This window comes from Alicyclobacillus fodiniaquatilis (genome assembly GCF_042678105.1).
Classification (GTDB): Bacteria; Bacillota; Bacilli; order Alicyclobacillales; family Alicyclobacillaceae; genus Alicyclobacillus; species Alicyclobacillus fodiniaquatilis.
Genome location: NZ_JBHUCX010000044.1, coordinates 61,555 through 85,464, shown reverse-complemented (window position 1 = coordinate 85,464; position 23,910 = coordinate 61,555). Strand labels below are relative to the sequence as shown.

The following is a 23,910-nucleotide window of genomic DNA, read 5'->3' as shown; positions in this document are numbered from 1 at the left end:
TAAGCCTCCATGTTCGTTAATGAGATAAGAAAACTATAGCAATTCAGATTCGACAAAATTGGCGATCTGGAAGTTGCTGAATCATTATTCCGTATATCGCTCCATCATCTTCTTTGCCTCTTGTCTCATCCGCTCCACCAAGCTTAGCGGAGAAATCACACGCGCGTCACCGCCCCAAGTCATAAGCCACCGCACAAGACCATCACTTACACCTGCTTGTACCCGAACGCGAAACCGCTCATGCTCGGCGGGCATCATCCGCACCGACGAGCCAAATCGATCAATCACCACGTTTACCAACTGATTGTCGAACTCAATCTCCAAATACTCAACTGGACCAGAATACATGTTGAAGTTCCTGTTGACGTATTCAGATACATTGAACGACGGGCGCCTAAAGTGTTCCTTTGTCAGCGCAACGTTTTCCATTCGATCAACTCGGAAAGACTTAATCTGACCGACTTGCTCGTGTTCGCCAATCAGATAGTAATAGTCACTACTCCAGATGAGTCCGTATGGCGACACAACATAGACCTGACCATCATGTACCAGCTTTCTCTTCTTCGTAGGGGTGTACTTAGCATACTGAAAGGTAACCTTAGATTGCGTAGCAATGGCCTCGTGAAGATCCGTTATGTAGTATTTCAATCTTTCGTTGGGTTCCTTGACCCGACCATCTAGATAAATTTGATTCTCTAGCTTCTTGCCCATATAACGGCTCGTCAGAGATTGGATTTTTCGAATCAGACGTTGGGTTTGGCTTGGAGTGATCGATCTCGCTGACGCGATCGCGTCAACAAGGAGGCGTAGTTCATGCACTTCAAAATCACTTCTAGGCATACTATATCTTTTTTCACCGTGTGCAACGGTTGCCTCTATTACACGTTGTCGTTCCCGAAGAAACTCAATGTCATCCGCAAGCGCGCGCAAACTCACTGACTCCCTGAGCTCGTCCACAAGACGTTCCTGTATTTCCTTAAGCGAGAGAAAGTGCTCCTCGTCAGTCTCCATGTGAAAGAGGTCTATCAGATGAAGCAACCTTGCTCGATTCTTGGTACCCGCCATCAACGCACCTTCCTGCTATTTCAACTCCATTTCTTCCCATTTCCTTGCACTGGTACAATGCGTCATCGGATTTCTTCAATGAGGAATCCAAACTTCCTTCTTCAACCCCGTATAATTTAAAAACACCATATCATATATAAGTTAAAACGCGACAACTTCAAAGTCGGAGCAAATGGGGAAAAATATCGATAAGAGGAAGAACGAAGAAATACAGTCTTCTAAAATCAGTGCCTTAAGCCGATGAGCAAACTTCCATTACGGATTTCTCAACACAAACCGAGCCCGCTGTTTCTTAGCGTTTCATGCGGAATCACAACCTTGCCAAGTTCAATGCAGGTAGTGGGGACAGCACCTCATGAGTGATTACTGGGAAATCTCTTGCGTGAACATCAGTCACTAGATAGAAATCATTTCTTCACTCATCAGGTGTTGTCCAATTATACCACGTGACTTAGAGAGACTTTGTAGAAAATAACTGACCAAAATAACATCTACCTCATCATTCGAACCTTTAAGGCGTACGCATTTTGCGTGGACTTGTGAGAGAGTACCTCCTCATCCACCTCCCCTAATTGCCGCAAAGCTTCCAGCTTCTCCTTGTCTATCACCGAAACAACACACCGTTCTAAAATAGTTGGCGTCAATAATGTAGATAGGACATCGATGTCATAGGTTGTATACCGCGTAGTTAACGGGGCGCGTTCAGAAGCCGACAACTGAACTTTCCCAGTCCGCTTGCTGTCCCAAATTTCGTCCATCTGATTTTCTTGCATAAACGAGAGAATCTTCGATTTCAGGTCTTTCATTCGCCCTTCCAACTGCTTGGATACCTGGTATAACTCAATGTATTGGTCAACCTCAGTTTGAATGAATTCCGGCATACTTGCAGACACATTAGCCTCCCCCTTCATAGATCCTAGGCGGATCACCCTCAATGAACTTAGCGCCTATAAACTGTATGAGAGGGATGGCAGACTCATTCATGAACTTAAGGCCAGCGCACAGAGAAACCCGCGAGGAGAATCCTCACGGGTGTCCGGTTAAGAATTTGAGTTGTCTGGCACCACACTTGCATCGCGAATGTATACGGTTGGCGAACCTACTGCCTCACGAACCTGAAGTTGAGGTGCAGATCCATTTTGTCCGCCCGGCGCATTGGCAGGAATGGTTCCGGTCCAAGTTAATGTCTGGAAGCCACTGCTTAGCTTCACGGGTATCGTTTGTATATCCTCTGTTCCATCCCAAACATCCATGAATGCTTGACCAGAGCCCGCTACTTGTACAGAGAACGTGTATGTTTTTCCGTTTTGCACAGGTGGATAATATGACACCCAATCTTGACTTCCCGAATCTTGCACTTGCCATTCAAGCGCTGAGGATCCGTCGTACTGTGTGCTTGTCAAGGTAGAATATTGCCCATTATAAGCAACTGTCCAGCCATTGGTGGTGCCATCCTCCCCGCTTGGATTGGAGATGATGTTACCAGGCGGATTGTATGGAGCATCACCTGACGAGGGGCCTGTTGTATGCGTGCTGTAATAATCTTTCATGGTCGACGCCAGTTGACTCGGGGTCACAAAGACATAGTTTTTACCGCTCTGTTTTCCACTTGCAACCAGTTGCTGTGCGACATTGTAAATATCGGTAGGCGTTAGATTCCAGGCATCAATGAGCGGCTCAAGGAACAAAGGCTGGCCTGGTTGTTCAGTGGTCGCCTGTTGTTCAATTGTGTTCAGTAAACTACTTGCACTGGAAATGTACCCACTTGTTTGCCCATAAAGCACCGAGTTTCCGTCCGTTTCGTAAGCTAGGGGCCCATCAAACGAGATACTCGGTACACCAGATGCTTTAGCAAAGGTGTCGAGCGCATCCGCCGAACCCCAATAATCGACGGTGCTCATATCATCACGCCGCATGATATCCCCGGATAGTTTCGCAAATTGCGCCAAATTGGAGCCGGTTTCCGCTGTCGCATAACCAATGCCTGATGGCCCTGGAAGCAATTCACTGTTTTTAGGCAGATGTTGATAGTAGTAGGAAATGAGCGTTGGCGCAAAATCGATCATTCCAGGCGCAATGGTCCACCCAACAGGCACTTTGCCGAAATCAGGGTCTTGCCAGAGATTCTGCATACGATGTTGGACGTATTGCGCATTATCTCCATCACTGACCATAAAGGCTACGTATACAGTGTTGGCTTTTGCGTCGAGGGCCGGATGCTTGCGCTGCACCAGCCGTGGAGGGCTTGGCATGGAAGCCCATACCGTCTCATTATCCAGGAAGTCGGAAGCATTCAAGAAATGCCCTTGGCTACTAAGCTCTGCAACATCCGGTCCCTCATTTGGGATATAGCCCATGATTGGCGTGTTTGCGGGCGTATGCTGTAAGATCTCATCCATCAATGCTTTTTGATCAGCATCCGTGGAGGTCAAAAAGAACACAAATGATTTTGTAGCCACCGCATAATCGCGAATGTAACCTTCATTGGTCGGATCGAGCATGACTAAATCTTTCGTGGTGGTCTTCGGCAGCAAGTTTTGGACGGCCCATTCATATGTAGCCACTGTCCCTGTTAAGTGATCGTTTCGAAAATCGTGTAGAATTTTGATTCCGTAGCTCTCAACCAGGGATTCCTGGCTCGGGGTAATGACCATCGCATCGTCAATGCCAGCCATGGTCGTAGCCACGTTCACCGTATCCTGGTTGTTTGGATCAGTGATAATTGCACCTTTTATGTCCTTGCCATACTGTTTTAGCAAGGCTTCCAGTGCTCCGTTCGGGTCAGTGCTTGAATAAGACAAACTTTTGACTTTGACATCTTTGGGAACAGCATTCTTCAGCCAAAACTCATCTTCGGGCCGTTGAAACAGATAAATCCGACTCGAACGCTGTTGCTGATTGTATGCACCCTGAAGGGTAGTAGCTGCCAACTGTACGTCTGCACTGGCATTCTGGATATCTGCAGTCACCAACTGCTTTGGCTTCGCAAATTTAATCCAAAGATTGCTGTCCGGTGTCGCAGCTTTTACTTGCTGACTGGGTTGTACCCCTGCCAAAGCAATTGTTGGCGCTACAGCGACAAGACCTGCCGCAAGCATAGTACTAAGCGTGATTTTAACTGACTGTTTGGACATTATTGCACCTCCAACATCATGTCTGTCTACGGTCTGTCTACGGTCTGTCTACATCTCACGATTGCCACCCACTCGTCAGAATCACATTGCTCCCACCTCCCCACATGAGTAAGCGCTGTCATCATGTTCAGTCAAACATTTGATTGTTGCACGAACTTATAGGGATCGATATGCAATGAGATAATTATTATCAAACATATGTTTAATATTATATATGGGGTTATGCGAAGTCGTGAAGTGTATAAAAATCTGCAAAATCCGACAATTTGTCGTTTGGGCAACTCATCAGCGGTTCGGAGTGGGAGTGAATTACGTTTAAACCTTTTTTTGTAGCCTGCATTTTGCTATCGCCTTTCCCAAAATAAATGTATCTCGGTTCACGTTCAGTTCTATACTTTGTTCTCTTACCAAATAAGCAATAGCTTGCCTAGTTTTCTTCAATCCATAGTTAACGTATAACTATAATGACTCGCTCAAGGACATCTTTCACTCAATCAGTTCGAAGTTTGTTTATGTTTCGAAGTTGGAGACTATCCCAAATAAAACTGACCAACCCCAAACAAATAACAGGCCTCGTATTTATACGAGACCTGCACTATAGAGAATGCATTTATATGATCAAGTAATCGTCCACGTCTTCCCATTCCATGTACCCTGCAACCCGATACGACTGAGTATTTGCTTTACGTACCATATCGGCATATAGGTTGTCGGCTTATTCGTCGATGGGTCAACCTGTGCTTTGGTATTCACCTTTCGCACCAGTGTTCCGTTCAGGTAGACACTTGCCGCACCAGTTCCGACTTGAATGTTTGACAAGTCTGGCATCAATGACGTGTTGATGTTCCAATCGTGACCATTCCATGTACTCTGAATGCCCATTGTCTTCAACAACTGCATCACATACCAGATAGGCATGTACGTCGTCTGTGTCCCACCATCGTTGCCGACAATTGAGGGTACGTTCAGAATTTGCCCGTTCCAAACAATTTCCCGTTCATCCGACTTGATGACGTCTATCGAAAGGGCCAGTGTCGCGGTCATTCCGTTTGCATCCTTGACTTGCACGGTGATACTGTATACCCCACGCTTAGACGGCGTCCCAGTCAATTCGCCAGTCTGTTCATTCAGACTCAAGCCGAATGGTAGCGTCCCATTTATGATGCTCCACGTGTACGGCGCGGTTCCACCCGTTGCATCAAGGGTTTGGTCATAGGGCTGCCCTATGGTGTCTGGTACAAGACTTGTTGTTGTAATCGACGGAGCTGAGGTTGGGCCATCCACCGTAAGAGTCAGTTGGCGAGTCGCACTGAAGTGATTTACGTCGGTCACTTGCACAGTGAACGTATACTGACCACCCAGGCCAGTTGGCGTTCCCGAAATTACACCTTGGTTGTTAAGCGTCAATCCTTGTGGCAAAGCACCGTTGACGATGCTCCAGTTGAATGGTTGAGTACCACCTGTCGTCACAAGTTGCGCTGTATATGGACTGCCAACCTGTGCATCTTCCATGAAAGAGATCGTATTGATGAAAGGTGGAACAGGCCCTCCACCCCCATAGCCTGCTTCTCTTGTGACCGTCACTGTGTATGCCATCTGCGTCGTGCCATCCTGCGCCGTCACCACCACCGTGATGGTGTTCGTTCCCACTTTAAGCGCAACATCTACTGGACTGCCACTGCTTGTTGCAGTGCCATTCACGGTCACCGTCGCCGTGCTGTCTGACACGGTCGGAGTAACATTGATGCTTGACACATCATTTGCCACGTTCGCCGTGTAAGCGGTCGTGTTGCCGGAGAATGCTGGCGAAAGGGTACCATTGTCTATCGTCAGTCCACTCAAATTCGCGTTACTACTCAAGGCTGCCGCTCTTGTGACCGTTATTGTGTATGCCATCTGCGTCGTGCCATCCTGCGCCGTCACCACCACTGTGATGGTGTTCGCTCCCACTTTAAGCGCGACATCTACTGGACTGCCACTGCTTGCTGCACTCCCATTCACGGTCACCGACGCTGTACTGTCCGCCACCGTCGGAGTAACATTGATGCTCGACACATCATTTGCCACGTTCGCCGTGTAAGCGGTCGTGCTGCCGGAGAATGCTGGCGAAAGAGTTCCCTTGTCTATCGTCAGTCCACTCAAATTCGCGTTGCTATCGGCTGCTGCACGATTCACTGTGATGTTGTACGTTTTCGTGTTTCCGTTCAGCGCCGTCACAATGATGGAAATCGTATTGCTACCAACTTTTAAGTCGATAGATGCAGCACCCCCACTGGCCAGGGCTTTGCCGTTCACCGTCACCGTCGCTGCGCTGTCAGCAACAGTTGGCGTAACATTCACACTCGACGCGGAATACGGTTCACTCACTGTATAATTGGTCGAGTTCGTCGAAAACGCGGGCGACAATGTCCCTTGACTGATTGTGAGGTTGCTCAGATTGGCGTTGGTGGAATAGTTCTGTGCCTCAATCAATCCCTGATACTTGGTTTGATCGTACCCAACTCCAATAAATTTGTCATCGGCGTAACGGACTGAATCAAACCAAGCTTCGTCAGTAGTTGATGATCCTGGTGTTTCCTGAGTCCAAGTATTTCCGCCATTGCTTGAGGAGATGATGGTCTGGCTATCGCCTGTCGCCACAATCTTTCCTGATCCATAGGCAACTCCGTACAAATCGTTGCTCGTCCCAGATATCTGTTGAGTCCAAGTGGTGCCGTCCGGTGAGACCAAAACTGTCCCCCCGTCTCCCACTGCGACAAACTCAGAGCCAGTAGACGTCACTGCAAGCAAACCGTTGTTGGTTCCTGAGTTTTGCTTTGTCCATGTGCTTCCGTTGGTCGAAGTCATTACTGTGCCCCCGTCTCCAACCACAACAAACGTCCCGTCACCATACACGACACTCCAGAGATTGCTATTGCTGCCCGAATTTTGAGCCGTCCATACGATCCCATCTGTAGAAGTCAAAATGGCTCCGCTCTGGCCGACCGCGACGTACAATCCATTTGCATAAGTCACACTTTGCAAGAGTGGCGTATTCGCTGGCACCGATTGTGTTGTCCACGAATGGCCATCTGCGGACGTGAAAATAGCAGCAGTGGAAGAAACCCCTTCTGTGCCGCCCACCGCCACCCACTTTGTCCCGTAAACGCCTGCATACAATTGATCACTGCCGACTGAAGTCGTCGCTTGAGTCCAATTCACGCCATCGGAAGATGTATCCACATATCCGCCTGTGCCCTCAAATGCAACCCATAGTCCATTGCCGTATGCGACACCATCGATTTCACCACCATTGTCACCCGAGTTCTGCAGGGTCCACGTATCCGTGGCAGCGAAAGCGACCGGACTGACATAGCCGAAAAACGAAATGGCGAGGACGCAAGCGAAAACGACGGAGCAAACCCGTCGCATGCTGACCGATAATCTGTTGACCTTCATTGACCCACCCCTGTTTTCACTTGTAACTTGCCTCTTAAACTGTCATTTCGCCACTTATCCACGGACTGGGAATTCACCCTGCAGGGCAATGATGAAGCTAAGCCCAAGATACGGCTGCATATTGTTATGAGGCAGACTTCCACCCGTGTTTGCCAATGCTTCGGCGTGCATTGAAGCATTGGGTTGAGAAGTATACAAAGGTATCTGAACGCCGTGTTTTCCTCCTGATATGGCCTCTGCAAAGACGTTTGCACTTGGGCTACCTGACGTACCTTGCGTCGGCGTCGCCATCACCTGATGCGTATGAATAGGCATATTCTCCTTTGTCAACGTCACACTCACTTCACCGGTCTCTTCTCCAACGAATCGAGTCGTCAGCCCTGGTCCCGCACCTTGATGCATCGGCGCGCATCCCGCTAAATTTGGCAGTGCAAATGTGCTTGTGCCATTGCCGCCATACATGGTGCCTAATAGGGAGAATAGAGCTGTATACTGTGAAATCAGCAATAACTGTCCGTTACAGAACGCCCATCCAACCGGTGCGTAATTCCCTGTGAAAATTCGAATTTCCCCAAGAAACGGTTCCGGCATTGCAAATCCACTCCTTTAACTTCTCGCTGGGTATACGCCTGTGAGCGCAATACAGATATTGACTACACCATAGGGCTGCATATTTGCATGTGGCATACCGGAACCGCTGGCCTGTACAGATACCACATTCATGCTGGCATTCGCTTGTTTGCTGTACAAATTCTCTGCATCGGCCCAAACATTTCCCGCAGGTGAAGCCTGATTGGCTAAAAGGCTAGATCCCTGCACAGTGTGCGTATGTTCAGGAAGTTCAGGGACAGTCAATGTGTGTGCCTCCTCCCCGCCAACCTGACCGAGCGCTACATCATTCCCATAATGGACAGGTACTCGTCCCATAAGATTAGGCAATGCAAACGTCGATAGACCATTGCCTCCGTATGTGGTGCCAAGAATTGAAAATAACGCTTGATATTGATTGATCGGCAGAACTTGACCATTACATTGCGCCCAGCCTCGTGGCGCGAAGTGAAACGGAAAGATACGAATTTCTCCGAGGTATGGATCAGGCATCTTTTATCTGTTCCTTTCGTTTTCAATTCTGACTCGGATAGATCCCCTGCAGAGCGATAATAAAAGTCACGGTAAGGGAAGGCATCATGTTGTCGTGTGCAGTTCCACTGCCCGCTGTAGATACCGCTTGCGCATTCATCGGCACAAGATTTTGTGTATTGGCTGAAAAACTATGGTTGCTGTTCGCTGCCCAGAACAGACCAGTCGGATTTTCCGCAGTCCCCATGTTGCCATCCACTTGGGCAAGATGGGAGTGACTGGGCATCTGAGCCGCGGTCAGTGTGACCGTTTCGCTACCGCCAAATTCACCTAACACATGCGTGCTCGATAAGTGAATGGGAATCCGCCCCCGAAAGTCGGGTAGCGCAAACGTAGATTGTCCATCTCCACCGTAAGTGGTCCCCAATAGACTGAATAGCGCGTCATTTTCAGCGATGGACATCACTTGCCCATCACACATTGCCCAGCCTTGTGGCGCAAAATTTCCGGCAAACATTCGAATTTCGCCGAGATAAGGCTCCATACAATCCCTCCTGACAATCGTTTTGACCTACAAAGTCATGGGCGGATTCAGTCGAAATGAATCCACCATTGACTGGCGATCACACCGTATGAGCAGAAAAACGCAAATGAATCGTACAGAAAATTAAAAAATAAATCAGAAATGTTTGGAGTACAAAGGTCTTAGAAGATAGCATAGGCGTGGCTTATTCTGTGGAGTATTGCTGCCGATGGATCAACCCCGCCCCTGTCAATTGAAGGGCTTGCCTCTCTGTCTTATTCGTGCAATCATATCATTACAATAGAAATTTCTTTAGTTTGCGTTTCTCATTCTACACGAATTCAGAACTTTGTGTAATTATTTATCGTAACCAATAATTATTTTTTCTGTGCTTTAAGACTTGCCAGTCCACTCGAACGTATCTCTCGCTCTCTCTGTTTTTCCAGTTATATGATGATTTACTTTGTGGAACGAATCGCAAATTTCATTTTCCAGTACACAGCTTTGCTTTTCGTAAATATCTATGAAAGCTTTTTCATTCCCGGTTTAATGCATACAGACTTGCTACCTGAGGTCTTCAGACAATGCGCGGTGGATTGTTTGGACATAAAGTGCCACGTCATCCGATATGAATGATCTTACATAGACAATTACACCCAGACGGAACGAGCGCACTAGCTAGTTCAATGACAGTTGTATCCGCTCGATGCCTGATCGACGAGGAATTGCGCCATCTAGCGTATCCACAGGGTCAGCAGTGCTGTAAATAAAATCAAATGCTGAGAGGTGTCATGTCATGGACGAATCTTGTTTGCAATACGCCCTCACAGAAGAAGAGAAAAAAACATTTGAAGAAACAGGATACTTGATTGTCGAAAATGCATTAACTGCAGATCAGGTGACAACACTCACTGCGGTTGTGGACGACATCTACGCATCGCAAAAAAATGCTGGTCACGATCCGGAGAAAGCGCTTTTTTACCCCAACTTCATTCCAGAAAGCGACCAATTCGTCAACTTGGTTGATTACGACAAGATCCTTCCTAAAGTGTGGGGAATTCTTGGCTGGAACATTTACTTGTACCACGCGCACCTCATTGTCACGCCGCCATCAGGACAAGAGAAAAATGACAAAACCTTTGGTTGGCACCAAGACAGCGGGCGGGTAAATGTGGAGATGGAATCTCACCCAAGACCGCGGCTGTCCATCAAGGTTGCATACTTCCTGTCCGATGTTTCAGTGCCGGATCGAGGGAACTTTTGGGTTGTGCCGGGAAGTCATTTGAATGACAATTTGGAACGTCCAACCGATGGTGTAGGTCAACCAGAAGGCGCGATTCCGATTTGTGTAAAACCAGGTACGGCTGTGTTCTTTGACCGCCGGCTCTGGCACACCGCAACGCCAAACTGGTCAGACGTCACCCGAAAAGTGCTGTTTTATGGGTACGGTTACCGCTGGATTCGAACCAAAGACGACATGACCGTACAGACCTTGTGGGAAAAAAGTGATCCCATACGTCGACAGCTGTTGGGGGATGGCGTGAATTGTAATGGCCATTACTCGCCGTCAGATGAAGATGTTCCGCTGCGCGTATGGTTGCGTGAACACAGCCCGGTGCAAGCAAAGTAAGTTCGTATTCACCATCCGGTGACTAGCCAAAATTTTGAATCACCCTGCTTCAGTGCAGGGCTCGTTTTATGACTCGCATGCACTCAAACTAAAACCACCATCTGGAATATATAAACATCACTAAAAGTGCAGTGTTTAAGCATGAAAGGAGAATCGGATCGTGAGATATGTCAATCTTCCAGGAACGGACCTTCGATTATCGGCACTTTGCCTTGGAACTGCGCCATTGGGCTCAGCGTTAGACAAACATGATTCCTATCGCATCTTGGACGAATTTGTGGAACGTGGAGGGAATTTCATTGACACTGCCCGCGCTTATGCCATCTGGCTCCCTGATGGGATGGGCCTCAGTGAACGGATAATTGGCTCTTGGCTGACCGACAGAGGATTAAAGGACTCTGTTGTTGTTGCGACCAAGGGAGCGCACCCGGCATTGGAAACAATGCATATTCCTCGATTATCAGTTGCTGAGATTCAGCAGGATTGTGAGGAAAGTTTGCGAGCACTGCAGTTGGATGCCATACCCTTATATTGGTTACACCGTGATGATCCATCGAGGCCGGTTGCCGAAATACTCGAATCCATGGAGTCATTAAGAATGGCTGGGAAAATCCAATACTATGGATTGTCAAATTGGAGTACAGACCGCATGCAGGCGGCTTTGACGTATGTTCAGGAACACAAGCTCAATGGACTGGCTGCCAATCAACCAAGATGGAGTTATGCGCAGGCGAATGTGCAGGCCATATCAGATCCTACTTCACAGTGGATGGACGACCAAATGTTTCATTTTCATAAAAGAAGCCAATTCCCGGTCATTCCTTACACGGCGCAAGCCAGAGGATATTTCTCAAGACTCGGAGATGGGACACTTGATGCAGACCTACACAATACGTACGACAATGCGGAAAATCAGTTGCGGTATGAACGACTTAAACGGGTATCCAAAGAGACCGGATACTCCATCACAGTGCTCGCGCTTGCTTGGATGACTTCTCAAAGGGATTTTCTGACGATCCCAATCATCTGGAGCCAACGTTCATCACACCTTAGAGACATTCTTGATGCAGGAGATGTTGTTCTAAAAGACGAAATGATGGCGCTATTAGGGTGAACGTTAAAACGGCATTGCCACACCAAATTCTTCGGCAACGCCGCGGAGCGTCTCCTTTTGACTAGGCCCGACAGGAATCCCCATTTGACGCCACTCCTGCTCTCGCTTCCATTCAAGCGCACCTGGCAAAGTTGCCTGTTCGTAGCCTGGGAGTGGCTGCATTTGGCTGGTCCGCTCCACAAATTCATCCATTTCACGATAGAAATCTCCGGATGGTAAGAATTTGTTAATCTCCAGCGCGATGATGAGTGCACCTTGATTCGCGCCCTCATAGCGACGTAGTGCTCTCTTTTCATCAACTGGAACGCCAGCAAGAAATCCACCCAGCGCTTGACACATGAAACCAAGCCCCATGCTGCGGAAAACCAGGCCCGGAGCTAATTTGTAAATCTCATCGACATGTGGCGAATCTTCGTAGAGATCGTGCATCGTTCCAAAATCCAGGACCATCGCGGGAGACTTCCCCGCCGGTACAGCGAACGCCATCGGCGATCCGCCTGCAGCGCGCATAATTGAATCACTCGTCTCCAAGGATAATTGATGACCAGACGTGACATAAGCAATCAGACCGTGTTCCGCCAATAAACGTGCATAGATACCAGCGGCGCCAATATGCCCATGATTCCGGCTGACAGCGACAGCGATGCCATTCGTACGGCAACGTGCAATTAATTCCGATGCAGCTTTATACGCAGGAAAATAGCCGAGCCCGCCATCTCCATCAACCACGCATGTGACCGGAGTCTCATTCACGATACGCACCTCGGGATTGGGATTGATCAACCCATCGCGCATAATACGCGCATACGTTGCAATTTGCCTGGTTCCATGACTGAAAACGCCTCGCAAATCATTGTTCACGAGTTGTTCCGCCAAAAAGGTTCCACTTTTGTTCCGACATCCCTGCTTTTTGTGCCAGGAGTGCGACGAAGTCTTTCAGTGCCTCTGGCGCTATCCTGATATAATCTTGCGGTACAATGTTCATTTCATCGTCTCCCTTTTTCGGGTCTTTCTTGTATCCAGGAGTTTCAGTGTGTCATAGAAGCTGCATTTTCAAAGACTTCATCTAGGTTGCAAACCAAACTTTCGCTTTAGAGTTTGGATCTGTTTCGTGCTGGTAAAGGAATGCTATGAATAGAAGTTTACTGCCTTTTTTGATTCTTTTTTCTCAAACCACCCTGGATGAAAAAAGCATCAATCAATGTCCATACACCCAAACCGCTAAGGTAATCGTCATGCATACAGCGAGTCCAACATATCCCATGTAATAACGATGTGCACCGATCCACGGTATCATCCGCAGATCGGTGCTTTCACCTTAGCGTTGAACTTTGTCAGCCGTGAGATCGAGCCAATCGATCTCTGCGCGGCTCAGCTTGATTTGGCTTGCCTCATAACAGGACTGCAACTCCTCGGTGTTCGCTGGACCAATCAGGGCTGCCGTGGGGAACGGCTGGTTCAACACATAAGCAAGCGACAACTGGATAGCCGATACGCCCTTGTCCTTGGCCATTTGGTTTGCCCGCTTCAATCGTTCCCAGTTTGCATCGTTGTAGAATACGCGCACCATATCGGCGTCGGAGCGATCATCAGGGGAGAACCGACCGGAGAAAAAGCCGCGAGCCTGTGACGACCAGGAGAACAAAGGCAGTTGGGACCGCTCATGCCATGCCAGTGTATCCGAATCGGCAGATACACAGTCCTTCCAATAGGGCTCGTTCGTCTTGGCGAGGCTCAAGTTCGGACTGTTGAAAGCGAAACCAACCAGACCATGCGAAGCGGCATAATCATTGGCTTCTTGAAGTCGTTGATGCGTCCAATTGGACGCGCCGATCGCTTTCATTCTGCCCGCTTCGATATGCTCGTTCAATGCCTCCACGATCTCGCCCACCTGAACGCTTGGATCGTCACGATGAAGCGCGTAGAGATCGACATGGTCTGTCTGCAGACGCTCCAGGCTGATCATGAGTTCCTCATGGATCGCTTCCCGGTTGACGCGAGGCCCGTTGGCGTCGTGATGGGCCCCCTTTGTCCAAACGTTGATTCGATCACGACCATTTTCCTGCATCCACAGTCCAATTGCCTTCTCACATGCGCCGCCACCGTAAATATAAGCCAGATCAACCGTGGTCCCACCGAGCTTTATGAAGGACTCCATCATCGACCGCACATGATCCATCTTGTCTGGGGATAAGCCACCTGATCCCAAAATGAGGCGCGAGACAGGCTTGTCAATGCCTTTCACATCGATATATTCCATGTTCGAATTCCTCCCTGACTTGAAATGAAGTCGTAACCTTGGCGCCACGCCATCCGCGATGCCTCGAATGACCGGCATTTCGATGGTTCTACTGGTGGGGAAGCATCACACATAGCGGTCTATATCAAAATTCTTGTACGCGCGCTCGCCGATTTCAGACAAGCATCGATAACGCGCATATTATTCACGGCGTCAGACGGAGGAAACAACAGCGGTGTGTCGCCAAATACGCCATCTGCGAACCGATCCGCTTGCAGCGCATACTGATTCACCTCAGGCGTTGCCACGATGCGCGATTCTCCCTTCGTCGTTACTGTAAAATCATGGCCGCCGAATGCTGGCGACATATAGATGCAACCTTCGGAACCAAGGATCTCCAAGGTGTTTCGCGGAGCAGCCCACATTGCGCAGTCGAAGGTAAGCGCTACCCCGCCTTGAAACTCAATGAGACCGGACGCCATCATATCGACGTCGCCATGCGTATCCGAGAAGAATGCATGGACGGTGGCGGCCTCTGGCTCCTGCTCCAGGAAAAGTCTCGCTGCAGAAATCGGATAGCAGCCGATATCGTAGATGGAACCCCCTCCCCACTCGCGCTTGAACCGGACATTGTTCCTATTGCCGGTGTTGTTAAAGGTAAACGAACTATGAATGCCGCGGATCTCGCCGATTTCGCCGGATCGCAATACCTCCTTTATGCGTTCGTTTCGCGGATTATACCGGTACATAAAAGCCTCTGCCAGTTGTACGCCGGCGCGCTCGCACGCCTGCCGCATGGCTTCCGCTTCCTCCGCTGTCAGCGAAAGCGGTTTCTCGCACAAGACATGCTTGCCCGCTTGCGCCGCGCGGATGGTCCACTCCATGTGCAAGTGATTCGGCAGCGGAATATATACGGCATCAATCGTTTCATCCGCCAATAAATCTTCATAACTGCCGTGCGCCTTGGGAATGCCGTACTCGGATGCCGTCTGACTGGCTTTGCTGTAATCTCGGCTTGCAATGGCAACCAGCTCACCGCTTTTCGAAACGTGAATGCCCGGAATGACAGCCCGCTTCGCAATAGAGGCACAACCCAAAATCCCCCAACGCAATTTACGACTCAACACGGATCACCCTCCTTTTGCAATTACATACTTTAAATTATATTCAAACATAGTTTAGTGACGATATGATTATGAAATGTTCAATATTTATCGGATACATAGAAAAAAGTCCGTTTTCCTTTCACAGGCACATGTCAGATGGGCTTACACCCCTGTATGGCATGGATGATTTGCTAACTCAGGGGTGATGTATAATTATTCTACTCACTCACTTAAGTTTTCTAAATTGTATGCAGTCAGGAGCGACAACAATAGATGGAAGTTCGAGATTTTTTAGCAGGTCTGCTGTTTGCCTACATCCCTGTGATTTTGTGTGAATTTTGGTATACCAGAAGAACACATGCATCCGCCGCGCGCTACCTGACAAGTTCAGGTTTAGTGATATCGATAGGCGTTTTTTCATCGTTGTGCACTTTGTTTACGTTTCAAATTGGACCAGGCACGCCGCTTAATTTCGCGTTGGTGTGTCTGTCGTGGGGATTCTTTTTGCTCTCTTGGACCAGAGCACTGATATCTCTTGCTATATACATCCTTTGTCAGGTCATACTGTCGTTTGCGATACATATTGACAAAGGTGAATCTGCGAACGAAGCGATACATATCGTCATCTCCGAGCTAAACCACTCTATTCTTACAGTTGTCGTTTTTGCGATTTTAATGTCGTTGACCTCATGGATATTGCGCAATCAACCTGCATTTCATAGAGGAATGGGCATTGTAATTGCGTTATGTGGTTATGGCGCTTTTGATTATGTTTATACCATGCGTATGTTAATGCGCGCACCGCTACATCTGAGTAATTTTGCTTGGTTCCTAGCGATTGTCGGCGCTGCAGTTGCGATGGCCGTGAGAGTGACAGTCGGAGGTTACAATGCGCATATCATGGCTAAGAATCAAATGCGCTTGGAAAAATCGGAGCTTGTAAGCCAACTGGCAGCTTCAGTGGCTCATGAGATACGGAACCCAATTACGGTTGTTCGTGGTTTTACTCAACTCTTGGCAAGCAAGGAGTATGACCGGGATACAACGATGGGTTTTTACACGACGATGGTGGATGAACTGGATAGAGCCGAGTCGATCATTGGCGAGTATTTGAATATTGCCAAGCCCCCGCTTGGTGACGATGAAACCGATGTGGACCTGCCAGTCTTGTTAAAAGGCGCCGTTCAGGCGTTAAAACCATATGCTCTGGATAAGAATGTGGATCTCCATTTGACATTGCGTGCTGAAGTGATGATTCGGGGGAATTACTCGACGGTTTTACAGGTGATGATTAATGTGATCAAAAATGCGATTGAAGCGTGTGCGGATGTAGATTCTGCATCAGTCGTCATCGAGTTAAATAAGGTTAAGACAAATGCTGAATTAAAGGTTGTTGATACAGGAAGTGGCATGTCCAAGACCACCCTGGAAAAGTTAGGCCAACCGTACTATTCAACAAAGTCGCAGGGAACGGGTCTTGGCTTAACATTGGCCTATAAAGTCATTCATGAATTGGGGGGCGGGATATTCGTCGACAGTGAAGAAGGACGAGGAACCACATTCTCTATCGTCCTTCCGTTGGCTGAGAATGCACTGCGCAGGACTGCTACTACGGGATTTGTTCATCTGGAAACAGACAGTTAACTGTATATGTAGTCGCCAAGCGTGAGGGTACAGGCTGTATTCCTAACTGTTTTCGGTTTTTGCAGATCTCTTTGTGTGAAGTTGATTACAGAATGCGATGACAACAATAAATCCAAAAAATCACAGATACCCATAGTATCATCGTCAATCCTATATAAACGGTCGCATGAATACAACAAAGAGTGTTGATTTGGGAAAGACGACAAGATGGGCGCCCGCCAATGTTGTCATTGCAACAGCGCCCATGTTGATCCAGTAAGATGAGCCTAAGTCATTCGCCGTTAGACTGTGAAAGAAGAAATGGTGGATAATCAATGTAATTAGGATGCGGTTCGATTCGCTGAAAAAACACTCTTCCAGAAGACGACCACAACGATGAAACCATATTACACCCCAGCGTAAGCCATGAACCCTCCGTCCACCGGAACAGTGATCCCGGTCACGAAACCAGACATCTCGTCATCCAACAACCAGAGTAAAGTGCCTAAAAGATCCTCTGGACTACCAAATCTACGCATGGGCGTGTGCGTGATAATTTTCTGCGATCTCTCTGTCAATGAGCCATCAGGATGCTTCAACAGCGATCTATTTTGCTCCGTTAGGAAGAACCCGGGTGCAATTGCATTCACGCGAATCCCCACCTCTGCCAAATGGACTGCGAGCCATTGCGTCAGGTTGTCGATTCCTGCTTTGGCTGCACTGTAAGCGGGTACCTTGGTCATCGGACTTGGTGCACTCATGGAGGACATGTTGATGACCACTGCGCCTTGTCTGTTCAGCATGTTGCGTGTGAATATCTGGGTGGGAATCAGGGTTCCAAGGACATTTAAGTTGAAGACAGCGCCAAATCCTTCAGGGCTGAGATCGAAAAATGTTTTCACTTCTTCTTTTTCAAAGTCTTGAAGATGTAACGTTTCATTCGTAGTCGTACCGTCCGGGCGATTACCGCCCGCTCCGTTAATCAGGATGGCACATGGGCCCCATTTTTCGCGAATGATTTGTTCGGCCCGCTTCACGCTTTCCACATCAAGAACATCACAAGCAATTCCCATCGCTTCCCCACCAGCACCCTGGATCTCCCGAACGACTTTTTCACCCTTTTCAGAATTCCGATTCAGAATCGCAACCTTTACCCCTTGCCTGCCAAGTTCTTTCGCCATTGCGCTGCAAAGAACCCCACTTCCACCAGTAATGGCTGCTACCCTTCCCTTTAAATTTTCGTGAACACCTAACATTTTGCATCCTCCTGCTTCGCGCGCTCTAAGGCATCCCAGATTCCCCACAAGTACATAATTCCCATGGCCCTGTCGTACAACCCGTAACCAGGTCGGCATTCTTCGTCAAACACGTGTCTGCCATGATCCGGTCTAGCATATCCCGTAAAACCAATATCATGGTAAGCTTTTACGATGCCACAGACGTCCAATGAACCATCGGAAGTTCGGTGAGATGTCTCAATGAAATCTCCGTTTTCGTAAATTTTCACATTCCGAATATGCGCAAACGGAATACGTTCCGCGAATTCATAAATCATCTCGACGACATTATTGTCTGGATTCGATCCCAAGGAACCACTGCAAAGTGTAATTCCGTGATGCGGACTGTCCACCAGGCTCAATAATTTGCGCATGTTTTCCTGATTCGTAATCATTCTTGGCAGACCAAAGATGGACCACGGCGGATCATCGGGATGAATCGCCATTTTGATATCGTGTTGCTCTGCAACCGGAATAATTTGCTCCAAAAAATACTGCAAATGTTGCCAAAGGTCTTCTTCTGCAACATTTTTATAGGCATCAAACAGTTTGGAAAGATGCTTTAATCTCTCTGGTTCCCAGCCAGGCATGGATAAGTTCGGATTCCCAGAAATCTTCTCGACCAATTCCATGGGATCTATACTTTCGACGATGGCTTTCTCATAAAACATAGCCGTTGAACCATCCTCAAGTTCTTTAAAAAGCTCGGTTCTGGTCCAATCGAACACGGGCATAAAATTGTAGCAAATAACCTTGACGCCAACTTTCGCCAACCGTTCGATGGTTCGCTTATAATTTTCGATATATTGATCTCGACTTGGAAGTCCTAGTTTAATATCTTCATGAACATTGACGCTTTCTACCACATCGATGTTGAACCCGTATCGATCCGCCTGCTCTTTGACCTCATCGATTCGATGCATGGGCCATTCTTCCCCTGCGGGTACATCGTGCAGTGCCCACACGATACCCTCTACACCAGGAATTTGTTTGATATGACGTAAAGAAATTCGGTCATTCCCTTCGCCGTACCACCTAAACACCATTCTCATGAGTTCTCCATCTCCACATCTCATTTTGCCGACCATCATAGATTACAAATGGCTGACAGTTGCTTCTTCATCGTATGCGTTCCAGTGCGTTTGGATTTCTTCTAACGTTTTACCTTTTGTTTCTGGAAGAAAACGCAGAGTGAATAGGAACATGATAATACACATGAGTGCGAACACCCAGAATGTGATGCTACCACCGAAGTGATTCATCATAATCGGGAAGAATTGGGTCACCAAGTAAATTGCCCCCCATAAAGCAAAAGAACCAATCGCCATTGCTCTCCCGCGAATGCGCGTCGGGAAGATCTCGGAGATGACAATCCAGACCCCACCACCCCAAGACAGTTCGAATGCAACAGTGTGTAGCAAGATAAAGGCGAGCACCAGCCCTGCATTGACATGGGCCATCTCAAACGAAATCCCAAGCGCAATCAGGAAAACGGCCATTGCCGCAGAACCTACCAGCAGGAGGGTCCGACGACCAACGCGATCGATAAGCATCATCAGCACAATCGTAAAGATGACCTTTAGTGCGCCGATAAAAACGGTTTCAATCATGGCCGCGTTCGCGCCAGCTCCACTGTCTTTAAAGATGATGGGCGCATAATAGGCCACAGCGCTCGTGCCCGTGAATTGTTGCATCACTGCGAGCACCACCGCCACCAAGAGCGCAATCCGAATGCCCCGTTTGAACAGTTCGCTCAACAACCCTTGACTTGCACGCTCTTCTTTCAGCGCGATCGCAATATCTGATAGTTCTACCTGTGCAATCTCCTGACCATTGATACGCTGCAAGATCTGAAACGCACTGTCCGTACGCCCCTGTTTGACTAAAAATCTAGGGCTCTCTGGAACCAGGAACAACAGGATGAAAAAGAGGAGACCAGGAACCACGCCAACGCCAAACATCCACCGCCAACCGAACAGTTGATCCCAAGTTTGCGTATGAACGTTGGCGATGACAGCGTTCACAATGTATACGATAAAAATCCCCAAGACGACACCCAATTGGTTTGTGCCAACGAGTCGGCCACGAATGCGGGCTGGTGAAATTTCAGAGATATACATTGGCGAAACCATGGAAGCAACGCCGATACCCAATCCCCCAATCAATCTGGAAACAATCAGGAATCCCACGGAAGTGGCAAATGAGCAGCCCAAACTTGACACAATGAACAATATGGCGCCCAACAGAAGAACTGGTTTTCGCCCTATTCTGTCGCTTAAAAAGCCCGCCACTAGAACACCAAGCATCGCCCCGAGAGGAATGCACGCAGATACAAATCCCATCAAACTAGAGTTCATATGGAATTGCGTTTGGAGAAATCCAATCGCGCCTGAAATAACCCCTTGGTCGTACCCAAACAAAAAACCACCAATGGCTGCGATGCTAGTCACTAAGCTGACGAACAATGTGCTTCCAGTTTTATTTGCCACAGTGCCAGAAGAAACAGAAACTGTCATTTTCTCACCTTCCCATTATGATACACTTGTCGTATTGATGTACTCGCCAAACTGCAAACATGTATTCCAGAGACGCATGGCGGTCTGACATCTTCGAAATCGGTTACAACAGTTCCTCACCGGATCGAGATTACACAAATCAGCCGTCGTATACTTGTATACCACATTCCTGATAGGGTTTTCTCTCCATCGCGAAGAATCACGCCCATGATTCACCTCCCGAAGTTGATGTGCAACAGCGTTTTCTGTAATGTAGGATTGCGCTTTCATTGTACGGTATACTTGTATACAAGACAAGAGATTTCTGTGAGTGTATCTGGATTCTGTCACTGCAGGAATCATCTCAACTCGCCTGATTATCCTATTTATCCCATTTCGAATTGATTGACTCCCTCAATAGGCATATATTTCATTTGACGAACGGCCATTGTTTTAGATACTATACATTTCAGTTGTTATATCATATTTCGTGTGGATTATCAGGCAGTTAAAGCAAAGGTGATTGGCTCATGAACTGTAACATCGATGAGATACGATCTCGTTTTGACAAGTCTCTGTCAGTATTAATGCAAAACTTGGGTCCGCAATTGATCAACCGTGTTCAGTTGGGATTAACGCCCGGTCAAGTGATTATGTTGCATTTCATTTATCGTGAAAATCAGTGTTGTTTGTCAAAACTAGCTGAGATGTTAGAGGTTTCCCCGAGCGCGATCACCATCATGGTTGACCGATTGGAGAATCAAGGTATTGTGAATCGGATAAGGGATATTGATGATCGACGCGTGGTTAAAGTTGAGCTAACCGATGTGGGTAGAAAGAAAATTAATCAAGTGTATCAATTACGTAACGAAATCATCCAACACTGTCTAACACAGATAGATTTAAATAAAATAGAGTCTTTTCTTCAAACGTTGGAGACATTAGCGTCTATCACTCAGGAGATCGACGTCAGGGAGTTTTCGGGAATATAAATAAATGTTGTAAATGTATGGTTATACGATGCAGTATGAGGTGAAGTCCTATGTGTGTTAAAGATGTGTACCTTATATTGTAAGTACTAATTGATGTTGGAGGTCACAATCGAATGAACATCAACTTGATGAACTTGAGTAATGACTTATGCAATGTGCTCCACAATCAATACAAGGAGGTGATTACATGAAGCAAATCGGTGCAACTGGTTATGAATTTGAACGAATTAAGTCTCCTGCCTTACAAATGACCATCATAATCATGGGCGTATTTATGGCAATTTTAGATACGACTGTAGTGAACGTAGCCATACCTAAAATGGAGAATGCGTTAAATGCCACAACTGATCAAATTCAGTGGGTTTTGACGGGCTACATGCTTGTTCTAGGGATGTTAATTCCCATTTCTGGGTGGATGACCGATAAAATTGGAGCTAAGAAGCTATTTTTGCTCTCCCTAGCCACATTCACAGTTGGATCTGCGCTTTGTGGAGCAGCGTGGAGTCTTAGCTCAATGATTATCTTTCGTATCATTCAGGCACTTGGCGGAGCGCTCATGCAGCCCGTGGCAACGGCAATGATTTTTCGCATATTCCCTCCCAACCGCCGAGGGATGGTAATGGGGATCTTCGGGATTGCAATGATGGCTGCACCAGCATTTGGCCCAGCATTAAGTGGATACTTGGTGGATTACTGGTCATGGAGATTCATCTTCTATCTGAATGTGCCAATTGGGATTGTCGCATTGATTCTGGGAATACTTACAATGCACGAATTTCCTCATGAGGCACGGGGTAAGTTTGATATCTGGGGCTTCGCATTCTGCGTGGTCGGTTTTGGGAGCTTACTCTATGGGTTTAACCAGGTATCATCCGATGGATGGAGTTCAATGGAAGTCCTATCCTTTTTAGCCGTCGGTATACTTTCTTTAATCATCTTAGTATTGGTAGAACTCAATGTACCGAACCCGATGATTCAGTTGAAAGTATTAAAAAACTACATGTTCAGTATGAGTTTAATCCTCAATTCACTCATCGCCATCGCGCTCTTTGCCGGTGTCATGTTTTTGCCACTCTATCTTCAAAACATCCGAGGATTTTCTGCAGTGCGAACGGGTCTTTTCATGACACCAGGTGCACTTGTATCGGCATTGCTCATGCCCATCAGTGGTCGACTGTTTGACAAGTTTGGTGCAAGACCATTGGGTATCATCGGTTTGTTTATTGTTACACTTGCTACATTCGGATTTACAACGTTTACAACGGACACGAGTTCATCAACAATCCAGTGGTTATATATCTTACGCAGTGCCGGAATGGCGTTGGCGATGATGCCGATGATGACCGCCGGAATGAACACAGTCCCGTTAGAATTGACGAGTCAGGGGAGTGCAATAAGCAACACAGTGAGACAGGTTGCAGCATCATTAGGGACAGCGATTCTTACAACTTATATGACAAGTCGGTCTAATGTGGATGCTGCCCGCTTATCTTGGCAAGTGACATCAACATCTTCTTCGGGACAGTTTATGACGAAAATCCAGCAGTTAATGCAAGGTCAAGGGATGTCAATCGCTGCTGCAAAGCAAGACGCCATATCCATCATGAATGGGTTGATTCAACAAAGGGCCTTTGTTTCAGGAATGGATGACTTATTTATGGTATCGACCATTTTAATTTTCGTGGCGTTCGTTCTTGTCTGTTTCTACGCAAGTAAGAAAGAACGAGCAATTAGAGAACAAAGACGCAGCAAGACCACTAAGAAAGTAAAAGAAAAGGAAACACTCTTACTTGAGTAAGAGTCAATGCGAACCACACTTATTACGGGAATGACTTGAGGAGGAAACATCCATATGAGATCTCAACGCTTATTAATTGTCAATGTTGTACTGATTCTGGTGGTTTTAATTGCTGGATTCGTTGGCTACTACTTCTATAATCAATCAACGTTGTACTTAAAGACAGATGATGCACAGGTAATGGGACAACAGATCACGATTTCTGCACCGACAACGGGAAAGCTTGTATCCTGGAATGGCGCAGTTGGAACTAACCTCAGTTCTGGAGGAACAGTTGGAAAAGTCGAAGTCACAAGCGGCAATAAAACGGAGGATATCAACATCAAGACGCCGCAAGATGGCACAATTGCCCAAGACGATGCTGTAACAAATGAATTTGTCGCTGCTGGAACGCCG

19 protein-coding genes and 1 pseudogene are annotated in these 23,910 nt (G+C 47.4%); 6 read left to right on the top strand and 14 right to left on the bottom strand.

All coding sequences use genetic code 11. From position 1 onward, the window contains the following. Positions 1-84 precede the first annotated feature (84 nt). From ACFSB2_RS15850 to ACFSB2_RS15820, 7 genes are all read right to left on the bottom strand, one after another. A complete protein-coding gene (locus tag ACFSB2_RS15850) occupies positions 85-1,065 on the bottom strand; it encodes a helix-turn-helix transcriptional regulator (protein ID WP_377944066.1) in 981 nt (326 codons plus the stop codon). A 491-nt stretch (positions 1,066-1,556) separates the two neighbouring features. Then, positions 1,557-1,958 (bottom strand): DUF7376 domain-containing protein, encoded by a 402-nt coding sequence (locus ACFSB2_RS15845; protein ID WP_377944065.1) that lies wholly within the window; start codon positions 1,956-1,958, stop codon positions 1,557-1,559. A gap of 147 nt (positions 1,959-2,105) precedes the next feature. Further along, the gene (locus ACFSB2_RS15840; RefSeq protein WP_377944064.1) at positions 2,106-4,199 is read right to left on the bottom strand and encodes a GxGYxYP domain-containing protein; all 2,094 of its coding nucleotides are present in this window, start codon (positions 4,197-4,199) and stop codon (positions 2,106-2,108) included. A 618-nt stretch (positions 4,200-4,817) separates the two neighbouring features. After that, positions 4,818-7,637: a cadherin-like beta sandwich domain-containing protein gene (locus ACFSB2_RS15835; RefSeq protein WP_377944063.1), complete on the bottom strand. Its 2,820-nt coding sequence runs from the start codon at positions 7,635-7,637 to the stop codon at positions 4,818-4,820. A gap of 54 nt (positions 7,638-7,691) precedes the next feature. Then, entirely contained in the window at positions 7,692-8,228 is a 537-nt protein-coding gene (locus tag ACFSB2_RS15830) for a phage tail protein (RefSeq protein WP_377944062.1), read from the bottom strand. A gap of 15 nt (positions 8,229-8,243) precedes the next feature. Beyond that, the gene (locus ACFSB2_RS15825; protein ID WP_377944061.1) at positions 8,244-8,738 is read right to left on the bottom strand and encodes a phage tail protein; all 495 of its coding nucleotides are present in this window, start codon (positions 8,736-8,738) and stop codon (positions 8,244-8,246) included. Positions 8,739-8,760: 22 nt separating this feature from the next. Beyond that, complete coding sequence (locus ACFSB2_RS15820) at positions 8,761-9,261, bottom strand: phage tail protein (RefSeq protein WP_377944060.1); 501 nt, start codon at positions 9,259-9,261, stop codon at positions 8,761-8,763. A 775-nt stretch (positions 9,262-10,036) separates the two neighbouring features. On the opposite strand from ACFSB2_RS15820, the gene ACFSB2_RS15815 reads away from it, so the two are divergent. Together ACFSB2_RS15815 and ACFSB2_RS15810 are read left to right on the top strand one after the other, a co-directional pair. Next, complete coding sequence (locus tag ACFSB2_RS15815) at positions 10,037-10,870, top strand: phytanoyl-CoA dioxygenase family protein (protein ID WP_377944059.1); 834 nt, start codon at positions 10,037-10,039, stop codon at positions 10,868-10,870. A gap of 160 nt (positions 10,871-11,030) precedes the next feature. Further along, positions 11,031-11,984 carry an aldo/keto reductase gene (locus ACFSB2_RS15810; protein ID WP_377944058.1) on the top strand — a complete coding sequence of 318 codons (954 nt, stop codon included), beginning with the start codon at positions 11,031-11,033 and terminating at the stop codon, positions 11,982-11,984. Between the two features lie 3 nt (positions 11,985-11,987). Here the strand turns inward: ACFSB2_RS15810 and ACFSB2_RS15805 are convergent, their stop codons facing one another. From ACFSB2_RS15805 to ACFSB2_RS15790, 4 genes are all read right to left on the bottom strand, one after another. Then, positions 11,988-12,860, bottom strand: a complete 873-nt coding sequence (locus ACFSB2_RS15805; RefSeq protein ID WP_377944057.1) for an Ldh family oxidoreductase — start codon at positions 12,858-12,860, stop codon at positions 11,988-11,990. Next, positions 12,835-12,969 (bottom strand): hypothetical protein, encoded by a 135-nt coding sequence (locus tag ACFSB2_RS15800; protein WP_377944056.1) that lies wholly within the window; start codon positions 12,967-12,969, stop codon positions 12,835-12,837. The genes ACFSB2_RS15805 and ACFSB2_RS15800 overlap by 26 nt, the downstream gene beginning before the upstream one ends. 333 nt (positions 12,970-13,302) lie before the next feature. Beyond that, positions 13,303-14,244, bottom strand: coding sequence for an aldo/keto reductase (locus ACFSB2_RS15795; protein WP_377944055.1), 942 nt, complete (start codon positions 14,242-14,244; stop codon positions 13,303-13,305). Between the two features lie 119 nt (positions 14,245-14,363). After that, entirely contained in the window at positions 14,364-15,347 is a 984-nt protein-coding gene (locus tag ACFSB2_RS15790; RefSeq protein ID WP_377944170.1) for a Gfo/Idh/MocA family protein, read from the bottom strand. A gap of 255 nt (positions 15,348-15,602) precedes the next feature. On the opposite strand from ACFSB2_RS15790, the gene ACFSB2_RS15785 reads away from it, so the two are divergent. Next, entirely contained in the window at positions 15,603-16,973 is a 1,371-nt protein-coding gene (locus ACFSB2_RS15785) for an ATP-binding protein (protein ID WP_377944054.1), read from the top strand. A gap of 386 nt (positions 16,974-17,359) precedes the next feature. Here ACFSB2_RS15785 and ACFSB2_RS15780 read toward each other — a convergent pair whose 3' ends face one another. Genes ACFSB2_RS15780 through ACFSB2_RS15770 form a run of 3 tightly spaced genes read right to left on the bottom strand, consistent with a single transcriptional unit; the run spans position 17,360 to position 20,745 of the window. Next, on the bottom strand, positions 17,360-18,208 hold the full coding sequence (locus ACFSB2_RS15780) for an SDR family oxidoreductase (RefSeq protein ID WP_377944053.1): 849 nt from the start codon (positions 18,206-18,208) through the stop codon (positions 17,360-17,362). After that, positions 18,202-19,281 carry a mannonate dehydratase gene (gene uxuA / locus ACFSB2_RS15775; protein ID WP_377944052.1) on the bottom strand — a complete coding sequence of 360 codons (1,080 nt, stop codon included), beginning with the start codon at positions 19,279-19,281 and terminating at the stop codon, positions 18,202-18,204. The genes ACFSB2_RS15780 and uxuA overlap by 7 nt, the downstream gene beginning before the upstream one ends. A gap of 42 nt (positions 19,282-19,323) precedes the next feature. Further along, the gene (locus tag ACFSB2_RS15770; protein WP_377944051.1) at positions 19,324-20,745 is read right to left on the bottom strand and encodes a sugar porter family MFS transporter; all 1,422 of its coding nucleotides are present in this window, start codon (positions 20,743-20,745) and stop codon (positions 19,324-19,326) included. Between the two features lie 509 nt (positions 20,746-21,254). Here ACFSB2_RS15770 and ACFSB2_RS15765 point away from each other — a divergent pair. The 3 genes and pseudogenes from ACFSB2_RS15765 to ACFSB2_RS15755 all read left to right on the top strand — a co-directional run. Next, positions 21,255-21,716 (top strand): MarR family winged helix-turn-helix transcriptional regulator, encoded by a 462-nt coding sequence (locus ACFSB2_RS15765; RefSeq protein WP_377944050.1) that lies wholly within the window; start codon positions 21,255-21,257, stop codon positions 21,714-21,716. Positions 21,717-21,903: 187 nt separating this feature from the next. Next, positions 21,904-23,514 carry a DHA2 family efflux MFS transporter permease subunit gene (locus ACFSB2_RS15760; protein WP_377944049.1) on the top strand — a complete coding sequence of 537 codons (1,611 nt, stop codon included), beginning with the start codon at positions 21,904-21,906 and terminating at the stop codon, positions 23,512-23,514. A 54-nt stretch (positions 23,515-23,568) separates the two neighbouring features. Next, positions 23,569-23,910 (top strand): annotated as a pseudogene (locus tag ACFSB2_RS15755) (HlyD family secretion protein); the annotation flags it as partial.

Excerpts from the sequence above, each read along its gene's own strand:
- uxuA (WP_377944052.1), bottom strand. The coding sequence starts at position 19,281 with ATGAGAATGGTGTTTAGGTGGTACGGCGAAGGGAATGACCGAATTTCT.
- ACFSB2_RS15780 (WP_377944053.1), bottom strand. The coding sequence starts at position 18,208 with ATGTTAGGTGTTCACGAAAATTTAAAGGGAAGGGTAGCAGCCATTACT.
- ACFSB2_RS15820 (WP_377944060.1), bottom strand. The coding sequence starts at position 9,261 with ATGGAGCCTTATCTCGGCGAAATTCGAATGTTTGCCGGAAATTTTGCG.
- ACFSB2_RS15840 (WP_377944064.1), bottom strand. The coding sequence starts at position 4,199 with ATGTCCAAACAGTCAGTTAAAATCACGCTTAGTACTATGCTTGCGGCA.
- ACFSB2_RS15830 (WP_377944062.1), bottom strand. The coding sequence starts at position 8,228 with ATGCCGGAACCGTTTCTTGGGGAAATTCGAATTTTCACAGGGAATTAC.
- ACFSB2_RS15835 (WP_377944063.1), bottom strand. The coding sequence starts at position 7,637 with ATGAAGGTCAACAGATTATCGGTCAGCATGCGACGGGTTTGCTCCGTC.
- ACFSB2_RS15815 (WP_377944059.1), top strand. The coding sequence starts at position 10,037 with ATGGACGAATCTTGTTTGCAATACGCCCTCACAGAAGAAGAGAAAAAA.
- ACFSB2_RS15850 (WP_377944066.1), bottom strand. The coding sequence starts at position 1,065 with ATGGCGGGTACCAAGAATCGAGCAAGGTTGCTTCATCTGATAGACCTC.
- ACFSB2_RS15800 (WP_377944056.1), bottom strand. The coding sequence starts at position 12,969 with ATGAACATTGTACCGCAAGATTATATCAGGATAGCGCCAGAGGCACTG.
- ACFSB2_RS15785 (WP_377944054.1), top strand. The coding sequence starts at position 15,603 with ATGGAAGTTCGAGATTTTTTAGCAGGTCTGCTGTTTGCCTACATCCCT.
- ACFSB2_RS15795 (WP_377944055.1), bottom strand. The coding sequence starts at position 14,244 with ATGGAATATATCGATGTGAAAGGCATTGACAAGCCTGTCTCGCGCCTC.
- ACFSB2_RS15770 (WP_377944051.1), bottom strand. The coding sequence starts at position 20,745 with ATGACAGTTTCTGTTTCTTCTGGCACTGTGGCAAATAAAACTGGAAGC.
- ACFSB2_RS15825 (WP_377944061.1), bottom strand. The coding sequence starts at position 8,738 with ATGCCTGATCCATACCTCGGAGAAATTCGTATCTTTCCGTTTCACTTC.
- ACFSB2_RS15765 (WP_377944050.1), top strand. The coding sequence starts at position 21,255 with ATGAACTGTAACATCGATGAGATACGATCTCGTTTTGACAAGTCTCTG.
- ACFSB2_RS15760 (WP_377944049.1), top strand. The coding sequence starts at position 21,904 with ATGAAGCAAATCGGTGCAACTGGTTATGAATTTGAACGAATTAAGTCT.